This window comes from Nitrincola salilacus (assembly GCF_046271865.1).
GTDB classification, from domain to species: Bacteria; Pseudomonadota; Gammaproteobacteria; order Pseudomonadales; family Balneatricaceae; genus Nitrincola; species Nitrincola salilacus.
Genome location: NZ_CP176580.1, coordinates 304989 through 322158, shown reverse-complemented (window position 1 = coordinate 322158; position 17170 = coordinate 304989). Strand labels below are relative to the sequence as shown.

Here is a 17170-nt window from a genome sequence, read left to right as displayed (position 1 = left end):
ATGAACGCTCTATTCCACAAATCCTTGCAACGTTTAACGATGTTGCTGTTTCTGGTTGCTTCCTCATTCGCTCAGGCTGAGGATATTGATATCTTCACTGGCGGTACAGGCGCAACCGGGGGACTGCCCAACATTCTGATAGTGCTGGACAACACCTCGAACTGGGCCAGACAGAGCCAGCAATGGCCCGGAGGACTGGCTCAGGGGCAATCAGAAGTGCGTGCCATCAAAAACGCACTGGCTGGACTGACCGATCAGATCAATGTCGGGCTGATGGAATTTACTACGCAAGGAAACGCCAACCAGGACGGTGCTTTTATCCGCTTTGCACTGCAGGAACTCAATGCCACCAGCCAGCTAGCCCTGAATGCCCATCTGGATACGATTTTTGGTGATATCAATGGCAGTACAGAAAAGCGCAACTCCAATACCTCCTACGGGAACTTGATGTATGACGTTTACAACTACCTGACAGGCAGCGAGCAATCAATGTCAGGTGGCGGCACGCCCGCATCTCACGCGGACCCAAGCGGCTATCAGACCCAGTTCAGCCAGTTCATGTCGCCACTGGTGGATGAGGACCTGTGTACTCAGACCTACCTGATATTCATAGGCAACCCTAATAACAATGGCCCAGCCACAGACAATACAACCAACAGCGCAGTTCTGACTGCGTTGTATAATGAAGTGGGCGCCACGCCAGCTCGTCTGGCTGGACAAGGCAGCGGCACTCCACTGCCGATTCCGCTGTTTACCACAACCTCCGAAACTGTTTACATTTCCGTCACTGAACCCGACGACCCTGACCATGTCGATTACTCTTCTGCGTGTTACAACACTAATAATAACGGTGCCAGCGCCTGTACAGCGGATGAAAACAGCGACGGTGGATTGTGTTTTGGGCTTGAGAATTGCTCATGCTCCACAACCCCTAACCGGAATCAAGGCTGCTCAGGACAGAGGCGGCAGTTGTCTGTCGGATTTACAGAAGAGCTGACAGAGGTGACACCAACCGGTGAAAATGATACCAGCAGTGGTAAAGACTGGAACTTTGATGACTGGGCCAAATTTTTCTACAGCCACGGCGTCCCTATCAACTATACAGATGCTGACGGCGTGCAACAGACGCATCGCATCCCCCTGATCACCTACACCATCGATGTTTTTAATGCCCAGCAGAATGCCGATCACACCGGCCTGATGCTCAGTGGCGCCAATGTTGGCGGGGGGCGCTATTTTGCCGCTCGGAACGAGGAGTCCATTCAGGACGCCATTGAATCGATCATTTCGAATATTCTATCCGTTAACTCCACCTTTGCCGCCGTTGCACTGCCGTTGAGTGCGACCAACCGTGCACAGAATGAAAATCAGGTGTTTATCGGCATGTTCCGCCCTGACCAGGTTGCAGCACCGCGCTGGTTCGGTAACCTGAAACGCTATCAGGTAGGCCTCTTCGATGGTGTTGTCAAACTGGCTGATGCCCAGGTCCCACCCAAGGAGGCTGTCAACGAGTTGACCAACTTTGCTGCCGAATGTGCAGAAAGCTTCTGGAGCACAGATTCAGTCAATTACTGGGAAGACAAAGGCGTTATCCCCACGCCGAAGAGCCAATGTGTCGGTAACCTGACACCCTGGAATGACCTGCCGGATGGACCGTTTGTTGAAAAAGGCGGAGCCGCCCAGCGTGCGCGCAACATTACCCGGATCAGTGCCAGCGACGATGGACGTACTGTTTATACCGTCAATGGCACTGGCGACTTAACGTCCTTCAATAATGATTTCGCAGGTGATGTCGGCGGTACGGACATCGTGAGATATATTCGCGGATTCGATGCCAGTGATAATCACAGAATGGACATACATGGTGATGTCATCCACTCGCGCCCCTTGCCTATCAACTATGGCGGCGATGAAGGCTCAGTGATCTTCTATGGTGCCAATGACGCCTTGTTCCGTGCTATTTCTGCCGAAACCGGAGATGAACTCTGGTCGCTGGTGGCACCTGAGCATTTTGGCAAGTTGCAACGGCTCTATAACAACACTCCTCTGGTAGCCTTTCCCAATCAGGACCCGGCTGATAACCCCGAGCCCAAGGATTATTTCTTTGATGGTTCAGCCGGACAACTGGTCATCTATGATGATCTCAATCTGGTTGAGCTGGCCTATATATTCCCCACCATGCGCCGTGGTGGCCGGATGGTCTACGCGCTGAATGTAACCGATCCTGATGCACCTGATCTGCTCTGGCGAGTTGGCTGTACAACAGTCGATGATCTCAGCTGTACGGCAGGATTCAGCGATCTGGGCCAGACCTGGTCACTGCCTCAGGCTGCCTATGTTGGAGGGTACACAGAAGAGGTTCCGAACCCTGAGGGCGGAGACCCTCTCATTCAGCCCGCACCGATTGTCATGTTTGGCGGTGGGTATGATGCCTGTGAAGATACCGATAACAAAGTCACCGGCTGCATTGCAGACGACGCAAAAGGTCGTGGCATCTATATTCTCGACGCCAAGACCGGCGCTATGATCAAGCACTTTGTGACAGATGGCTCGGTTGCGGCCGATATCAAAGTGGTGGACAGCAACTACGATGGCCTGGTGGATTACGCCTACACCGTCGATCTCAGCGGTAATGTATGGCGTGTAAACTTTGTCAATCCTGCAAACAACAACGCACTTGCTCCAGTAGACTGGACACTTAATAAGATTGCTTACACTGCAGAAGCATCGGATCCACGCAAACTGTTTAATGTTCCGTCAGCCCTTCCCTATAAGGATACCGTCTATCTTGCTTTTGGTAGTGGCAACCGTGAGCGCCCACTGGATTCCAACTACCCTTATGTTGACGATGTTATCGATCGCTTCTATGTGTTTCTGGATTATCCGAAAGCCAGCAGCCAGCTTGCGGTCAATCTGGATGATACACAACTGAATAATTTCTCCGAGTCCACCGACTGCAGTACCGCTGGTGTACTCCCGACTTTTGGCGACGATGGCGAGCCTACCGGCCAGCGAGGCTGGTTTATGAATTTGACCGGACAGGGTGAGCAGGTTGTCACAACTTCGGCCATCGCGGCAGGTTCGGTATTCTTCAGTACCTATAAGCCGGGCGGTGCTGTGGCTGGTCTGTGCAGCCGACCTCTGGGCATCAATACTGCATATCGTGTCAACCTGTTTACGGCTTCTGGGATGATTGGCAGCACCGGCATCTGTGAAGGCGACCGATCAGTGGAGATACCAGGTGGTGGTATGCCTATTTCACCTGTTATAGGCACCGTTACACCAACACCAAACGATCCTGATGCTCCCGCCCCTGAGCCTGTAACCTTCTGCATTGGTTGCGAGGGCCTTGAGCCGGTAGAACTGAGCCCTGTAATCCAACAGACTCGCTCAAGGGTCTTCTGGAGCATCGACGCAGATCGTTAAACACTGAAATAACAAAAAAGCCGACATGCGTTTGCACGCTTGTCGGCTTTTTACTTCACTTTTCATTTCACTTTCTATTCAACAATGCGGGATCAGACTTCAAGATAGTCCAGAATCCCCTCAGCAGCCCGGCGCCCTTCATCGATCGCTGTCACGACCAGGTCGGAGCCGCGCACCATATCACCACCGGCAAACACTTTCGGGTTGCTGGTCTGGAAGGCGAAGCGATCTGCCTGATTCGGCGTACCGCTGGTATGGATACGGCCATCTTCATGCATATCAATACCGAACTCGGTAAACCAGGGTGCAGGACTCGGGCGGAAACCAAAGGCGATCAAAATAGCATCGGCTGGCAGAACCTCTTCCGATCCTTCCACTACTTCCGCACGCTGACGGCCATTCTCATCCGGCTCACCCATGCGGGTAGTGACCACCTTGATGCCTACCACCTTGCCGTTTTCACCAACCACTTCAATCGGCTGACGATTGAAGGCGAATTTAACGCCCTCTTCCCGTGCGTTCACCACTTCGTTGCGTGAGCCCGGCATATTGGCTTCATCACGACGATAGGCACAAGTCACCGACTTGGCACCCTGACGGATCGACGTACGGTTGCAGTCCATCGCCGTGTCGCCACCACCGAGCACAACCACACGCTTGCCGTTCAGATTGATGAACTCCTCAGGGCTCTTTTCAAAACCCAGGCAGTGGTTGACGTTGGAGATCAGGAACGGCAGTGCTTCGTAAACGCCATCCAGATCTTCGCCGGGGAAGCCACCTTTCATATAAGTGTAGGTACCCATGCCAAGGAAGACTGCATCATACTGTTCCAGCAGTTTTTCCATGCTGATGTCTTTGCCGACTTCGGTATTGAGACGAAACTCAACGCCCATGCCTTCAAACACCTTGCGACGACGTACCATGACGTCTTTTTCCAGCTTGAACTCCGGAATACCGAAGGTCAGCAGGCCGCCGATCTCGGGGTAGCGATCAAACACCACAGGGCGCACGCCGTTACGCACCAGAATATCGGCACAGCCAAGACCGGCAGGGCCGGCACCGATCACGGCGACTTTCTTGTCAGTCCAGACCACGTGGCTCATATCCGGACGCCAGCCCATCGCAAACGCGGTGTCGGTGATATATTTCTCGACCGAGCCGATGGTCACGGCACCGAAGCCATCATTCAGGGTACAAGCCCCTTCACACAGACGATCCTGCGGACAGACACGACCACAGACTTCTGGCAGGGTGTTGGTCTGATGGCTCAGCTCCACCGCTTCCATGATGTTGCCTTCGGTCACCAGTTTCAGCCAGTTGGGGATGAAGTTGTGTACCGGGCATTTCCATTCGCAATAGGGGTTACCACACTCCAGACAGCGATGTGACTGGCTGGCAGCATCTTTGGGCCGAAAAGGCTCATAGATCTCGGCGAACTGCTTTTTACGTACAGATGCCGTGATTTTCTTGGGCCCTTTACGGCCCACATCCATAAACTGGAAGTCATTACTCAGACGTTCAGTCATTTTAATACCTCTTCAGGAGACCTGACCCGCTCAGGGGCCAGGTACTGCCGATAATCATACCCTGGCATGCTTATTCCGGGCGCTTGCGAATGCTGTTCAGCAGTTCATTGAGCCCGGTTGCATAGGGCTTGACCAGCCAGAACTTACCAATCAGATCATCGAAGTTGTCGAGGATCTCACGCCCCCAGGCGCTGCCTGTTTCACGGGTAAATTCGATAATGACTGAGCGCAGGTGGTTGCGATACGCCTCCATCTGCTCAGGCGCAACACGGTGGATATCCACCAGTTCGTGGTTGTACTTATCCACAAAGCTGTTGTCCAGATCCAGCACATAGGCAAAGCCACCGGTCATACCTGCACCGAAGTTGTAGCCGGTTTTGCCCAGTACCGTCACCATACCGCCCGTCATGTATTCGCAGCAGTGATCGCCAGCGCCTTCAATCACGGCATGGCAACCTGAGTTACGCACCGCGAAACGCTCACCGGCATGGCCCGCTGCAAACAGCTTGCCGCCGGTCGCGCCATAAAGGCAGGTGTTGCCCATGATAGCGGTTTCATGCGTTTTGAAGGTGACTCCTTTGAACGGGCGCAACACGATCTTGCCGCTGGACATCCCTTTACCGACATAGTCGTTGGCATCACCTTCCAGATAGAGGTGCTGACCACCGGCGTTCCAGACACCGAAGGATTGCCCGGCATGACCACGGAAGTTGAATATCACAGGTTGATCATTCATGCCCAGATTGCCATGGTGGCTGGCGATAAAACCAGAGGTACGAGCACCGACGGAACGATCACAGTTAGTGATCTTAAGCTCCCACTCACCACCACTCTTGGCTTCGATAGCATCGCCAGCCAGCTCCAGCATCCGATCATTCAGGCTGCCCGGGTCATACGGCTGGTTTCTCTCCTGCTGACAGGTCTGCGGATACTCATCCGGCACGCCCGCTTTGCTGAGAATCGGCGTCAGATCCAGATAGCGCTGTTTGTCTGTCTCGCCCTCAAGAATCTCCAGCAGATCGGTACGACCTACCAGTTCATCCATGGTGCGGACACCCAATTGAGCCATCAGCACACGAGTTTCTTCCGCGATAAAGCGGAAGAAATTCTTGACCATCTCGACCGTGCCACGGAAATGCTCTTCACGCAGATCGGCACGTTGCGTCGCGACACCGGTTGCACAGTTGTTGAGATGGCAGATACGCAGGTATTTACAACCCAGCGCGACCATCGGCATGGTGCCGAAGCCGAAGCTTTCCGCACCCAACATTGCCGCCTTGACGACATCCAGGCCGGTTTTCAGGCCGCCATCTGTCTGCAGACGGATCTTGCCGCGCAACTGATTAGCACGCAGTGCCTGATGCGCATCCGCAAGACCCAGCTCCCAGGGCGAACCGGCATAGTGAATGGAGGTCAGCGGGGATGCCGCTGTGCCACCATCATAGCCAGAGATGGTGATGAGGTCGGCATAGGCCTTGGCCACACCACAGGCAATCGTACCAACACCGGGACGCGATACCAGTTTGACTGATACCAAGCCTTCAGGATTGATCTGCTTGAGGTCGAAAATCAGCTGCGCCAGATCCTCAATCGAGTAGATATCATGATGCGGTGGTGGTGATATCAGGGTCACACCAGGCACGGAGTAACGCAGCCGAGCGATCAGTTCATTCACCTTACCACCCGGCAACTGACCACCCTCACCCGGCTTGGCCCCCTGTGCCACCTTGATCTGCATGACATCGGCGCTCATCAGGTATTCCGGTGTAACACCGAAACGCCCTGAGGCGATCTGCTTGATCTTGGAACGTTTAATAGTGCCATGACGCGCCGGATCTTCGCCGCCCTCACCGGAGTTGGAGCGGCCACCCAGTTCATTCATCGCTACTGCCAGCGCCTCATGGGCCTCGGGCGACAAAGCACCGAGTGACATGGCCGCGGTATCAAAGCGCGGGAACAGCTTGTCTGCTGGCTCAACCTGATCCAACGGGATCGGCTTGATATCCTTGCGAATCGCAAACAGGTCACGGATCGTGGCGACACCGCGCTTGTTAACCAGATCGGCATAGCGCTGGTAAGCCTTGGCGTCCCCCATGGAGACTGCCTGATGGATAGAGGTAACCACGTCCGGGTTGTAGGCGTGATACTCACCGCCATGCACATATTTCAACAGACCGCCCTGCTGTATCGGCTTGCGAGCACTCCAGGCCTCTTTGGCCAGCAGGTTCTGTTCGAACTGGAAGTGCTCAAAACGAGCACCTTCAATGCGGCTGGCAACACCAGTGAAGCAGAGACTGACTATCTCACTCGACAGGCCGACCGCTTCAAACAACTGCGCACCACGATAGGACGCGATGGTGGAGATCCCCATTTTCGACAGGATCTTCATCAGCCCCTTGTTGATCCCTTTGCGGTAGTTTTCATGCGCACGCAATGGATCGTTGGTCAGTTCATTGGTACGACACAGATCGTTCAGGACACGATACGCCAGATAAGGGTAAACCGCCGTGGCACCAAAACCGAAGAGTACGGCAAAGTGGTGCGGATCACGCACTGTACCGGTTTCGACCACGATATTGGTGTTGGTTCTGAGCCCCTTGCCCACCAGGTGATGATGTACTGCCCCGGTTGCCATCGCGGCATGAATCGGCAATTTGCCTCGCTGCAGATAGGCATCGGTCAGGATCAGGATTACCTTGTTATCCAATACAGCTTTTTCTGCCTTGTCACACAGGTCACGGATCGCCTGCTCCAGACCGATCGCCGGATCGTATTGCAGATCGAGATCAATGGAATCAAAGTCACCGACCGTGTTGTTACGCACTCTGCGGAACTTGCTGGCAGACAGAACCGGTGAGCTCAGGATCACACGACGTGCATGCTGAGGGCTCTCCTCAAACACGTTACGCTCAACGCCTATGCAGGTTTCGAGCGACATGACGATCGCTTCACGCAGCGGATCGATCGGCGGGTTGGTAACCTGCGCGAACTGCTGACGGAAGTAATCGTAAGGCGAGCGGATACGCTTGGACAAGACTGCCATCGGCTTGTCGTCGCCCATTGAGCCGACCGCTTCCATTCCGCTTTCACCCAGAGGACGGATCACCTGATCACGCTCTTCGAAGGTGACCTGGAACATTTTCATGTGGATCTTGATCTCTTCCGTCGCCATCTCACGGAAAGACTGTGATTCCTCCACAAAGCTCATGGTCTGTTCCAGACGCATCGCATTTTCTTTCAGCCACTTGCGATAAGGCTGGCGGCTTTTGAGTTTGGCATCGATATCCGGTGTATGCAGCACTTCGCCGGTTTCGGTGTCGATGGTCAGTATCTGACCCGGTCCGACACGACCCTGCGCCACGATATCTTCGGGTTTGTAATCAAATACACCGATCTCGGACGCCGTGCAGATATAGCCCTGCTTCAGCATCACCCAGCGAGAGGGACGTAAGCCGTTACGGTCCAGCATGCAGACCGCGTAGCGACCATCGGTCATGACCATACCGGCCGGACCATCCCATGGCTCCATATGCATGGAGTTGTATTCATAGAAGGCACGCAGATTGGAGTCCATTGTCTCCACGTTCTGCCACGCCGGTGGCACAATCATGCGTACTGCACGATAAATATCCATGCCGCCCACCAGAAGAAACTCCAACATGTTATCCATACTGGATGAGTCAGAACCAGTGGTGTTCACGATAGGTTGCAGATCTTCCACATTGGGCAGATGCGGGGTAACGAATTTATTGCTGCGCGCTCTGGCCCAGTTCCGGTTGCCATCGATAGTATTGATCTCGCCATTGTGGGCAAGAAAGCGAAAAGGTTGCGCCAGCGGCCAACGTGGCGCTGTATTGGTTGAGAAACGTTGGTGATAAGTACAGATAGCTGTTTCCAACCTTGCATCACCCAGGTCTTTGTAAAAACTGGGAAGATCCACAGGCATCATCAATCCTTTGTAGGAGATGACTTTATCCGAGAGACTACAGATATAGAAGTCCGGATCTGACTCCAGGCCTTGTTCGGCCTTGCGACGTGCGATAAACAGACTGGTTACGAATTCACGTTCCGTTTTACCCTTCGCATCAATAAAAACCTGCTCAATGGCAGGCAAGGTATCTTTGGCAATCGGCCCAAGGCAGCTGTTATCGGTTGGAACCACGCGCCAGCCTTGCACGGCCAGCCCCTGCGCTTCCAGCTCGCTGTTCAGGCACTGACGAGCTGCGTCTGCAAGTCCAGGCTCCCTGGACAGAAACACCATCCCTACAGCATAGTGAGCTCCCAGCTCAACCTGCAGCTCCTCTTTGGCGACGGCACGCAGAAACGCATCCGGTTTCTGCATCAACAGACCACAACCATCACCGGTTTTGCCATCTGCCGCGATACCACCACGGTGAGTCATGCAAGCCAGTGCTTCAATTGCTTTCTGCAGCAGTTCATGACTGGCATGACCCTGCATGTGTGCCATCAGGCCAAAGCCACAGTTGTCTTTAAACTCACCGTGGCGATACAGACCATTGCTCATAAGCCAATCTCACTAAAAAGTTCTTTTACATCAATGCGTTAATATCGCGTATACGACCTCAATGCGTGTGTAACAGGCGAAAAGGGGAATCGATTTTACACCTCATGTGCTTCCGGGACAAATTTTAGACAGCACAGATCCTGATTCAGATCAGTTTACGATCCAAATCAGGCATTAAATAAGCAGGAAATTTATTATAGGTATTTGTTATATATAAACATTAAGGTTTTTTGCCAATATCGGCCTTGACACCTGAAATACTGCGCGCCCAAGGCTGCAAAGACTGTAATTCGCCTGGCAAGGTCGATACCGCCGACATGGCAGCAGCACGCGTTGGGTATTGACCATACACGATCACATGCCAGGGCTGCTCTCGGAAAATAGTCTTAAAGTAATAGAATCGGTGCTTCTCCTGCTGAGACTCAATAAATCTCACAACACTCTGTTCTGACCTTGCGCCCAGCATCTGCAGGGTGTAACCGGAATCTGGCCATCCCAACAACTCCTCCTCGCGCAACATCGGATGCTGAGAAGAAGAAACAGGCTGTGCCGGACGCACCTCTGGAGCCGGTGCTGAGGCAGATGGCGGTGTCGCTGCTACCTCGGGTTCTGGTTCTGGTTCTGGTTCTGGCGCAGGTGCAGGTGCAGGTGCAGGTGCAGGTGCAGGTGCAGGTGCAGGTGCAGGTAATGCTGCCTGAGATTGACTGGCACGTCCAGGAGGCGCCTGCCCAGCAGATGGTGCGGTTGTGGTAGATGGCACAGGCGGTGCTTCTGAAACGGGTACTGATGATGCCGGAGCTGACTCTACGACCGCCACATCCTCCACAGACTCTGGTTCGGATGCGGCCAGCTCCTCACTATTCTGAACATCGTCGTCCTCTCCTACCTGCACAGGTTCATCCACCTCCTCCAGCGGAATGCCACCCGTAGCCAGATCAATAGTCACAGCATCCCCCTGGAGCCTTGCCTCTTGCTCGGACAGGCGCTGTGCTAGCTCATCGCGTATTTCGGACTCTGGCGCAGTGACTATGGGACTTGGCAGCGACGATACCTCAAGAGGAATTGACAGCCGCTGCGTTTCATTTGGCGCCGAAGACTCTGAGGGCAGAAACTGCCATAAAGCAACGCCTGTAATCGCCAGCAGCACCAGCGCAATTCCCGCCAGATGCATGGGTGGCAGGGGAAAAGCTTTAACTCTGGATGCAACAGCTGAAGCCCCACGCGACACCCCTTCCGAAGCTGCAATCATCGCTTTATCAGCATCTGTACTTTTCGCAGCTTTAACAACCCCGCCCTTTTTCAGCAATCCAATCACACCGGCTCGCAAACTACCGGGATTGCCATCACTCCTGTCGATAAGCTGCTTGAGTAATCTTGGCTTGATATCCACACCATCAGGTAGCAAAGCCGCCACAAAAGCTTCAGCCTCTTCGGGTTCGAAAGGGTGCAGAATCTGAACATGCTGATAGCCATCCAAGCGCTGTGTAACCCCCATATCCAGCAGGCGTTGTTCAAATGGGGGCTGGGCGGTCATCAGAAGATGCGGAGCACCGCGCTCTATCTGAGTAAAGCCTGTCAGTAACTCCAGGGCATTGTCTGTCAGTAGATCAGCGTCATCGACAAAGATCTGCAGAGTAATTTCAAGCTCAGCCAAAGCTTTGGCCTGCTTGTGAACCTCCGTCAGACGCTCACGATTATCCGCAGTCGCCGAGCACTCCAACGCCATGGCAGCCACAAGCTCTATCAACAGCGTCGTGACATCGGTTGGCTTGGTCAGCGTTACCTGAACAATTCGCTGGGAGGTGTCCTCGTCAAGCGGCAGCAGCTGCTGAAGAAGGGTTGTTCTGCCACTGCCGACATCGCCCAGCAACAAAATGACAAAATCTGAAAAACGAGCCATATGGCGCAGCTTATCGGTAAGCTGCATGCGCGAAGGTGGTTCAACATAAGGTAGAGAAGACAGCGCCATAGAGCAACCTGATCAAGTGTTGGTGATCTGGCCCAGGAGTTTACCTGCACTCAGAGTCTGTTGCAGCAGTGCGGCCGGAAACTGGTCGGTTACGGTCGCTTCACCGATCGATTTAAGCAGCACCAGACGCAACTGTCCATCCAGTACTTTCTTATCAACTGACATCAGCTCACAGAAACGCTCCGCTGACATGCTGTCGGGTGGCAACACAGGCAAACCTGCTGCAACCAGAATAGCACGAATCCGATCTACATCCTGTTGCTTGAGCCAGCCCAGACGCATTGACAGATCCGCGGCCATCATGGTTCCCGCGCCCACTGCCTCGCCATGCAGCCAGTTACCATAACCCATCTCGGTTTCTATCGCATGTCCGAAGGTATGCCCAAGATTCAGCCAGGCACGTATGCCGGTTTCACGCTCATCCTCGGCCACCACTTCCGCCTTGATCTCGCAGGAGCGGTGAATCGCCTGGGCCAGCAGCTGCTCATCACCTGCACGCAGACCTTCCATATGCTGTTCCAGCCACTCGAAAAAGCGGGGGTCGTAAATCAAACCATACTTGATCACTTCAGCCAGCCCCGCTGACAACTCACGTGACGGCAAGGAGCTCAGAACAGAGGTATCGGCAATAACAGCTTGCGGCTGATAAAAGGCACCAATCATATTCTTGCCCAGCGGATGGTTGACTCCAGTCTTGCCACCGACAGAAGAATCCACCTGAGACAAAAGTGTTGTCGGCACCTGAATGAACTCAACGCCCCGTTGATAACTGGCGGCAGCAAAGCCAGTCATATCACCGACAACACCACCACCCAACGCTATCAGTGTCGTAGTACGGTTATGCCGATGAGACAGCAGTGCAGTGAAGATACGATCAAGATGCTCAAGATTCTTGAATTGCTCGCCATCCGGCAATGTCACAACATCCACCTGATGCCCTACCAGCCCCTGTTTCAGCTGCTCTAGATATAAGGGAGCAACCGTCTCGTTAGTCACGACCATCACTTGCCTGGCCTTGATATGCGGAGACAACAGAGAGTGCGAAATCAATCCGCTGCCAATATAAATAGGATAGCTACGCTCAGCCAGCGCAACAGTCAGTTTTTGCATCTGAAGCTCACTCCGGGAATATGCAGTGTTTCAAGAGGGTGACAACTGTTTGACCAGTTTGATGATCTCATTGGCTACAGTGCGCGGGTGCCGGCGATCAGTTCTTACGACCAGATCTGAACATGTCTTATAAAGCGGCTCCCGCTCCTCCAGCAGTTTCATCAATACCGCACGAGGGTTTTCCGTTTGCAGCAAGGGACGATTACGATCTTTCGACGTCCGCTCCAGTTGCTGCTCAATTGAGGTTCTCAGGAAAACAACCACACCACGGCTTTGCAGATGTTGTCGATTAATTTCTCTCAGCACTGCGCCACCGCCCGTTGCCAGGATGATGTTGTCATACTGAGTCAATTCGTCAATAACAGCTGTCTCACGATCCCTGAACCCCTGCTCGCCTTCAACGTCGAAAATCCAGGGTATATTCGCGCCCGAGCGCTCTTCTATCACTTTGTCCGTATCGTAAAACTCAGTTTTGAGTTCCTGAGCCAACAAACGACCAATGGTGCTCTTGCCAGCACCCATTGGCCCGATTAAATATATGTTCAACGGGTTTCCTCTACTGTGAAGCCAAGGCATCCCGAATCATTTTAGGCGTGATAAAGATCAGCAATTCACGCTTACTTTCAGCCTTTTTTGTTTGCCTGAACAGGTGCCCCAGCACGGGAAGATCGCCAAGAAGAGGCGTCTTGGAGACCTGGTTGGAGGTCTCATTCCTGAACACGCCACCCAGCACTATGGTATCACCATCACGCACCACGACAGAAGTTTGTACCTCGTTGGTATTGATGGAAACTTCCCCGTTCGGCAGCACCTGCCCCACGGAATCCTGATTGACCTTAATATCCAGTGTCAGACGATCTCCCGGGTTGATCTGTGGCGTTACTTCCAGGCTCAGCACAACATCCTTGAACTCAATCGTCACAGTACCGTCTTCTATCGTCTGATAAGGTATCTGTTGCCCGGCCTTGATCAAGGCGGTCTGGCCATTGGTTGTAATCACTTTGGGCTGCGAGATGATCTCAGCCTTGCCGTCACTCTCCAAGGCTGTAAGCTCTGCCGACAAAAGGAAATTGCTCGCCAGATAGCCTAATGCAATCGAGGATTGCGGCGCTACACCGAGGTCAACCATCAGGTTGCTTGGAATACCACGTGTCTGGGACGTGCTGGTGCTGGATGTACCTGAGCTGGTATTGCCACCAGTATTGGAAGAAGTATTTGACCCAGTTGTACCAGATGAGGAGCCGATATTAATGACTGTATCACCCACTGTAACGGTCGTAGCACTGGAGTTGGTGCCCGACTGTGTACCACCCTGAGTGGAGCTTTGGTTGAAATCCTGATTAAAGCCCTGGTTAAAGCTGGAAGACGATGTTGTCAATGGCGCAGTAAATGGAGTACCCGGAGAATTAGGCGAACCACCAATCTGCCAGCGATCATTCATAAACCCTGCACCCCAGCGGATACCCAGCTCTTTGGAGAAATCCGTTGATGCATTCACGATACGCGCCTCGACAAGAACCTGTGCAACCTCTATATCAAAACGGCGCAAAGTTCGACGGATCTCCTCCATCTGCCTGGCTGTTTCACGTATCATCAATACATTAGTCTGGTCATCGGCAAGAACAAACCCGCGCTCGGAGACCATGCTCGCCTCTTCAAGGCGCGTTTTCATATCGCTTGCACGGCGGAAATCCACCTGAATATACTCGGTGATCAAAGGTGCCAGCTGCTGTACCTGCTGCTGACTCTCAAGCTCCTGCTGCTCACGTGCACTGATCTCTTCTGCTGTACCAACCATCAGGACATTGCCGGATTCGCGTTTATCCAGACTCTTGGTTTTGAGTATGATATCCAGCGCCTGATCCCAGGGTACATTTTTCAACCTGAGAGTAACTGTTCCGCCTTCCTGGTCAACCCGGTCACTGACTACCAGGTTCATTTCAGCGACTTCGGCCAGTATCTGCAATACAGTTCTGACCTCCACATTCTGGAAGTTCAGATCAATACGCTCACCTGAGTAGGGGAATTGAGTCTTAGACAGCTCCTCTTGCTCCTGAGAAGTCAGAGGCTTGAAGTCCAGAAAAAGTTGATTACCGGTCTGATAAGCCATGAAGTCATAAGGCTCGGCAGATGGCTTGACCAGAATCATGGTGTTCTCACCACTGACCATCGCGTCAATGAACATGACAGGTGTCGCAAAATCCATCACATCCAAACGTGATTCCAACGCATCGGACAAGCCCGCACCAACCAGATTAACGATGACGTTATTACCCTCTTCGAAAATATCCAGGCCGGCGCGATCATCACTCATAGTGATCGTTACACGCCCCCGATTACCCTCTACACGCTGAAAATCGATACCACGAATACGAGTTCTGTCATCTGCGGCAGCCGGCATTCTGGCCCCCTCTATCGCGGTTGGCTCAGTCGATCTTGAGACTCCAGAACCGATACCACTGTCTTCAAACACCATGAAAAGGCTGTTGTTTTCAGCAATCATAGAATAATCAGCTTTAACGTTCAGGTTGGCGACTACGCGCAAACGCCCATCAACCTGAGCAAAATTAAGGCTATCGACAAGATTGGTTTTCAGATCCAACTGACGCTGCCCTAACTCATTGGTGACACCGAAAAAATCCATCACCAAGCGTGGCGGGTTATCAATCATGTAGGCATTGGGAACTGGCGGTGGAGAATCAAAATCCAGTTTTATCTCGATCTTCTGCCCCGGCAGCGCCACGAAGTTAGCGTCTTTCAACTGGACTTCCTGCGCAACAGCGACACCAGAAAGCAGCATTGTGAACAGGGTCAGCATCCAGATCCACATTGGCAGAGCCGGACCGGATTGCATAACGGATCTTTTATTGATTTTTGATGTTTTCACGATCTGCATCCCTATTTCGGCTCGGGGAGAACAATATTACGCGGACGCTTCATCCAACCGCCACGACCATTTGATACTATCTCTATAAGGCGAATTTCTTGTTCATCTATTGACTGTACCTGTCCATGGTCAAGACCCATATAGTCGCCTACCGTCACTCGATGAACTTCACCATCAGTATCTTTTACCAACGCCCACAACCCTTCGTCGTTTATCTTGCTGATTGTTCCCACCATCGCAAGGTTATCAACACCATAGCTTTCCAGGTAGTCCTTAATGCGGTCATCTTCGGGCCTGATCCCCGTATCGGCATCCATTATCTGAACCACTTCAGCCACCTGCGGTCGAAAAGGGTCACGTAGTGCTGAACCTTCATAAACAAAGGCTTCATAGGGTTTATACTCAGGCAAAGGAGGGATCTGCCCGGAAGGACGCGCCCTCTGCTCTGCCACAAACTGCTGCAGGTCGGACGTATCCTCTACCCAGATACATCCCTGCAGGGCAAACACGATCAGCAGCAGTGTGAACCACTTTCCGCTGACTGGTACGACTGCACGCCTGTTAGCTTTATTCCTGATCATAGCGGTATGTCTTCGCATTGATGGTCATCGCCAAATTGTTACCTGAGCCTGAACGGATAGAGTAGTCATGCAGCGTCACAATCCTTTCAATGGCCGAAACACCGCTGACAAACTCACCCATCTGATGGAAGGTGCCTGTTACCTGGATATTTATCGGCAACTCCACATAAAATTCAGCCTTGCGCTCAGCCTGGAGTGCAATTACCTCTATCTGAAGGCCAGCTCCACGCCCGATATCGCTCAACTCTTCGAGAAGGCCCGGCACTTCACGTTCTGTTGGAAGCTGCTTCAGCAATTCAGAAAAACGCTCTTCAACATCTTCCATCTGCTTGCGAAGTGGTACAAGGTTAGCCACCTGAAAGGATTTTGAGCGCACCTGTTCTCTGAGTTCGGGCTCTCTGGCTATCTCTCGCTCCAGACCATCCTGTTTATCCGATATGATAAAATAATAACCCGCACCACACATCGCTGCGATCACGATAATATAGGCAATGATCTTGATGCCTATTGGCCAGTTACCCGCAGTATTGAAGTCGAGGCTGTTAGGGTCAAAGCCACGAAAGGCATTTTTCAGACCATCCATCTTCATTATTCAGCCTCCTCAGCCAGTGGGCTTCGCATGGGCACGGAGAGGTTGAATTGACGCTGAGCGCCCGACGCACTGACCCGCGACAGCGTCGGTTCACCAAACCAGATAGAAGAGTCCAGATTTCGCATCAGATTTGATACGTCGCGGTTCTGCTCAGAATATCCATCTATCGTGACTCGCTGACCACTTCTGACCACTGAGTTATAGTAAAGACCATCAGGGATCACTCTGACAAGCTCATCAAAGTTTCTGACAATGACCGGGCGCGTCCCTTGCAACTGTTCTATCGCCTCAAGCCTCTCAAGTAACTGAGCCCTACGGCGGTTCAGCTCACTGATCTCACGGATTTCTCTATCAAGTCTGGCGCTTTCGGCCTGCAGATATTCGTTGCGCGCCTGCTGCCTTTCTATTTGTAGATTGAAATAGTAGGTCACCCCGAATACCAGCAAAACACCGATCAGTGCAGAGATCACAATATTGATGATGAACTGCTTCTGCAACGCTACGTTTCGTTCTTCGCGCCAAGGCCGCAGGTTAATTCGAGCCATATCTCACAT

At 52.7% G+C, this 17170-nt stretch carries 10 protein-coding genes; 1 reads left to right on the top strand and 9 read right to left on the bottom strand.

Annotation, left to right across the window (positions count from 1 at the left end; all coding sequences use genetic code 11):
• The gene (locus ACK3CJ_RS01575) at window positions 1-3426 is read left to right on the top strand and encodes a pilus assembly protein (RefSeq protein WP_409524640.1); all 3426 of its coding nucleotides are present in this window, start codon (window positions 1-3) and stop codon (window positions 3424-3426) included.
• Between the two features lie 92 nt (window positions 3427-3518).
• On the opposite strand, the gene ACK3CJ_RS01570 is transcribed toward ACK3CJ_RS01575, so the two are convergent.
• The 9 genes from ACK3CJ_RS01570 to ACK3CJ_RS01530 all read right to left on the bottom strand — a co-directional run bounded on the left by ACK3CJ_RS01570 (window position 3519) and on the right by ACK3CJ_RS01530 (window position 17161).
• A complete protein-coding gene (locus tag ACK3CJ_RS01570; RefSeq protein ID WP_409524639.1) occupies window positions 3519-4952 on the bottom strand; it encodes an FAD-dependent oxidoreductase in 1434 nt (477 codons plus the stop codon).
• 70 nt (window positions 4953-5022) lie between these two features.
• Entirely contained in the window at window positions 5023-9477 is a 4455-nt protein-coding gene (gltB, locus tag ACK3CJ_RS01565) for a glutamate synthase large subunit (RefSeq protein ID WP_409524638.1), read from the bottom strand.
• Window positions 9478-9697: 220 nt separating this feature from the next.
• On the bottom strand, window positions 9698-11446 hold the full coding sequence (locus ACK3CJ_RS01560; RefSeq protein ID WP_409524637.1) for an AAA family ATPase: 1749 nt from the start codon (window positions 11444-11446) through the stop codon (window positions 9698-9700).
• Window positions 11447-11458: 12 nt separating this feature from the next.
• Window positions 11459-12556: a 3-dehydroquinate synthase gene (aroB, locus tag ACK3CJ_RS01555; protein ID WP_409524636.1), complete on the bottom strand. Its 1098-nt coding sequence runs from the start codon at window positions 12554-12556 to the stop codon at window positions 11459-11461.
• Between the two features lie 30 nt (window positions 12557-12586).
• A complete protein-coding gene (gene aroK / locus ACK3CJ_RS01550) occupies window positions 12587-13078 on the bottom strand; it encodes a shikimate kinase AroK (protein ID WP_409526530.1) in 492 nt (163 codons plus the stop codon).
• A gap of 34 nt (window positions 13079-13112) precedes the next feature.
• Window positions 13113-15386, bottom strand: a complete 2274-nt coding sequence (locus ACK3CJ_RS01545; RefSeq protein ID WP_409526529.1) for an AMIN domain-containing protein — start codon at window positions 15384-15386, stop codon at window positions 13113-13115.
• Between the two features lie 68 nt (window positions 15387-15454).
• On the bottom strand, window positions 15455-16024 hold the full coding sequence (locus tag ACK3CJ_RS01540; protein ID WP_409524635.1) for a pilus assembly protein PilP: 570 nt from the start codon (window positions 16022-16024) through the stop codon (window positions 15455-15457).
• Window positions 16011-16613, bottom strand: a complete 603-nt coding sequence (locus ACK3CJ_RS01535) for a type 4a pilus biogenesis protein PilO (RefSeq protein WP_409524634.1) — start codon at window positions 16611-16613, stop codon at window positions 16011-16013. The genes ACK3CJ_RS01540 and ACK3CJ_RS01535 overlap by 14 nt, the downstream gene beginning before the upstream one ends.
• Window positions 16613-17161 carry a PilN domain-containing protein gene (locus ACK3CJ_RS01530; protein ID WP_409524633.1) on the bottom strand — a complete coding sequence of 183 codons (549 nt, stop codon included), beginning with the start codon at window positions 17159-17161 and terminating at the stop codon, window positions 16613-16615. Before ACK3CJ_RS01530 ends, ACK3CJ_RS01535 begins: the two co-directional genes overlap by 1 nt.
• Window positions 17162-17170: the final 9 nt, after the last annotated feature.

Bases quoted from the DNA above. Each gene is read 5' to 3' on its own strand.
- ACK3CJ_RS01545 (WP_409526529.1), bottom strand. From the start codon at position 15,386: ATGTGGATCTGGATGCTGACCCTGTTCACAATGCTGCTTTCTGGTGTC.
- ACK3CJ_RS01570 (WP_409524639.1), bottom strand. From the start codon at position 4,952: ATGACTGAACGTCTGAGTAATGACTTCCAGTTTATGGATGTGGGCCGT.
- aroK (WP_409526530.1), bottom strand. From the start codon at position 13,078: ATGGGTGCTGGCAAGAGCACCATTGGTCGTTTGTTGGCTCAGGAACTC.
- gltB (WP_409524638.1), bottom strand. From the start codon at position 9,477: ATGAGCAATGGTCTGTATCGCCACGGTGAGTTTAAAGACAACTGTGGC.
- aroB (WP_409524636.1), bottom strand. From the start codon at position 12,556: ATGCAAAAACTGACTGTTGCGCTGGCTGAGCGTAGCTATCCTATTTAT.
- ACK3CJ_RS01575 (WP_409524640.1), top strand. From the start codon at position 1: ATGAACGCTCTATTCCACAAATCCTTGCAACGTTTAACGATGTTGCTG.
- ACK3CJ_RS01535 (WP_409524634.1), bottom strand. From the start codon at position 16,613: ATGAAGATGGATGGTCTGAAAAATGCCTTTCGTGGCTTTGACCCTAAC.
- ACK3CJ_RS01530 (WP_409524633.1), bottom strand. From the start codon at position 17,161: ATGGCTCGAATTAACCTGCGGCCTTGGCGCGAAGAACGAAACGTAGCG.
- ACK3CJ_RS01540 (WP_409524635.1), bottom strand. From the start codon at position 16,024: ATGATCAGGAATAAAGCTAACAGGCGTGCAGTCGTACCAGTCAGCGGA.
- ACK3CJ_RS01560 (WP_409524637.1), bottom strand. From the start codon at position 11,446: ATGGCGCTGTCTTCTCTACCTTATGTTGAACCACCTTCGCGCATGCAG.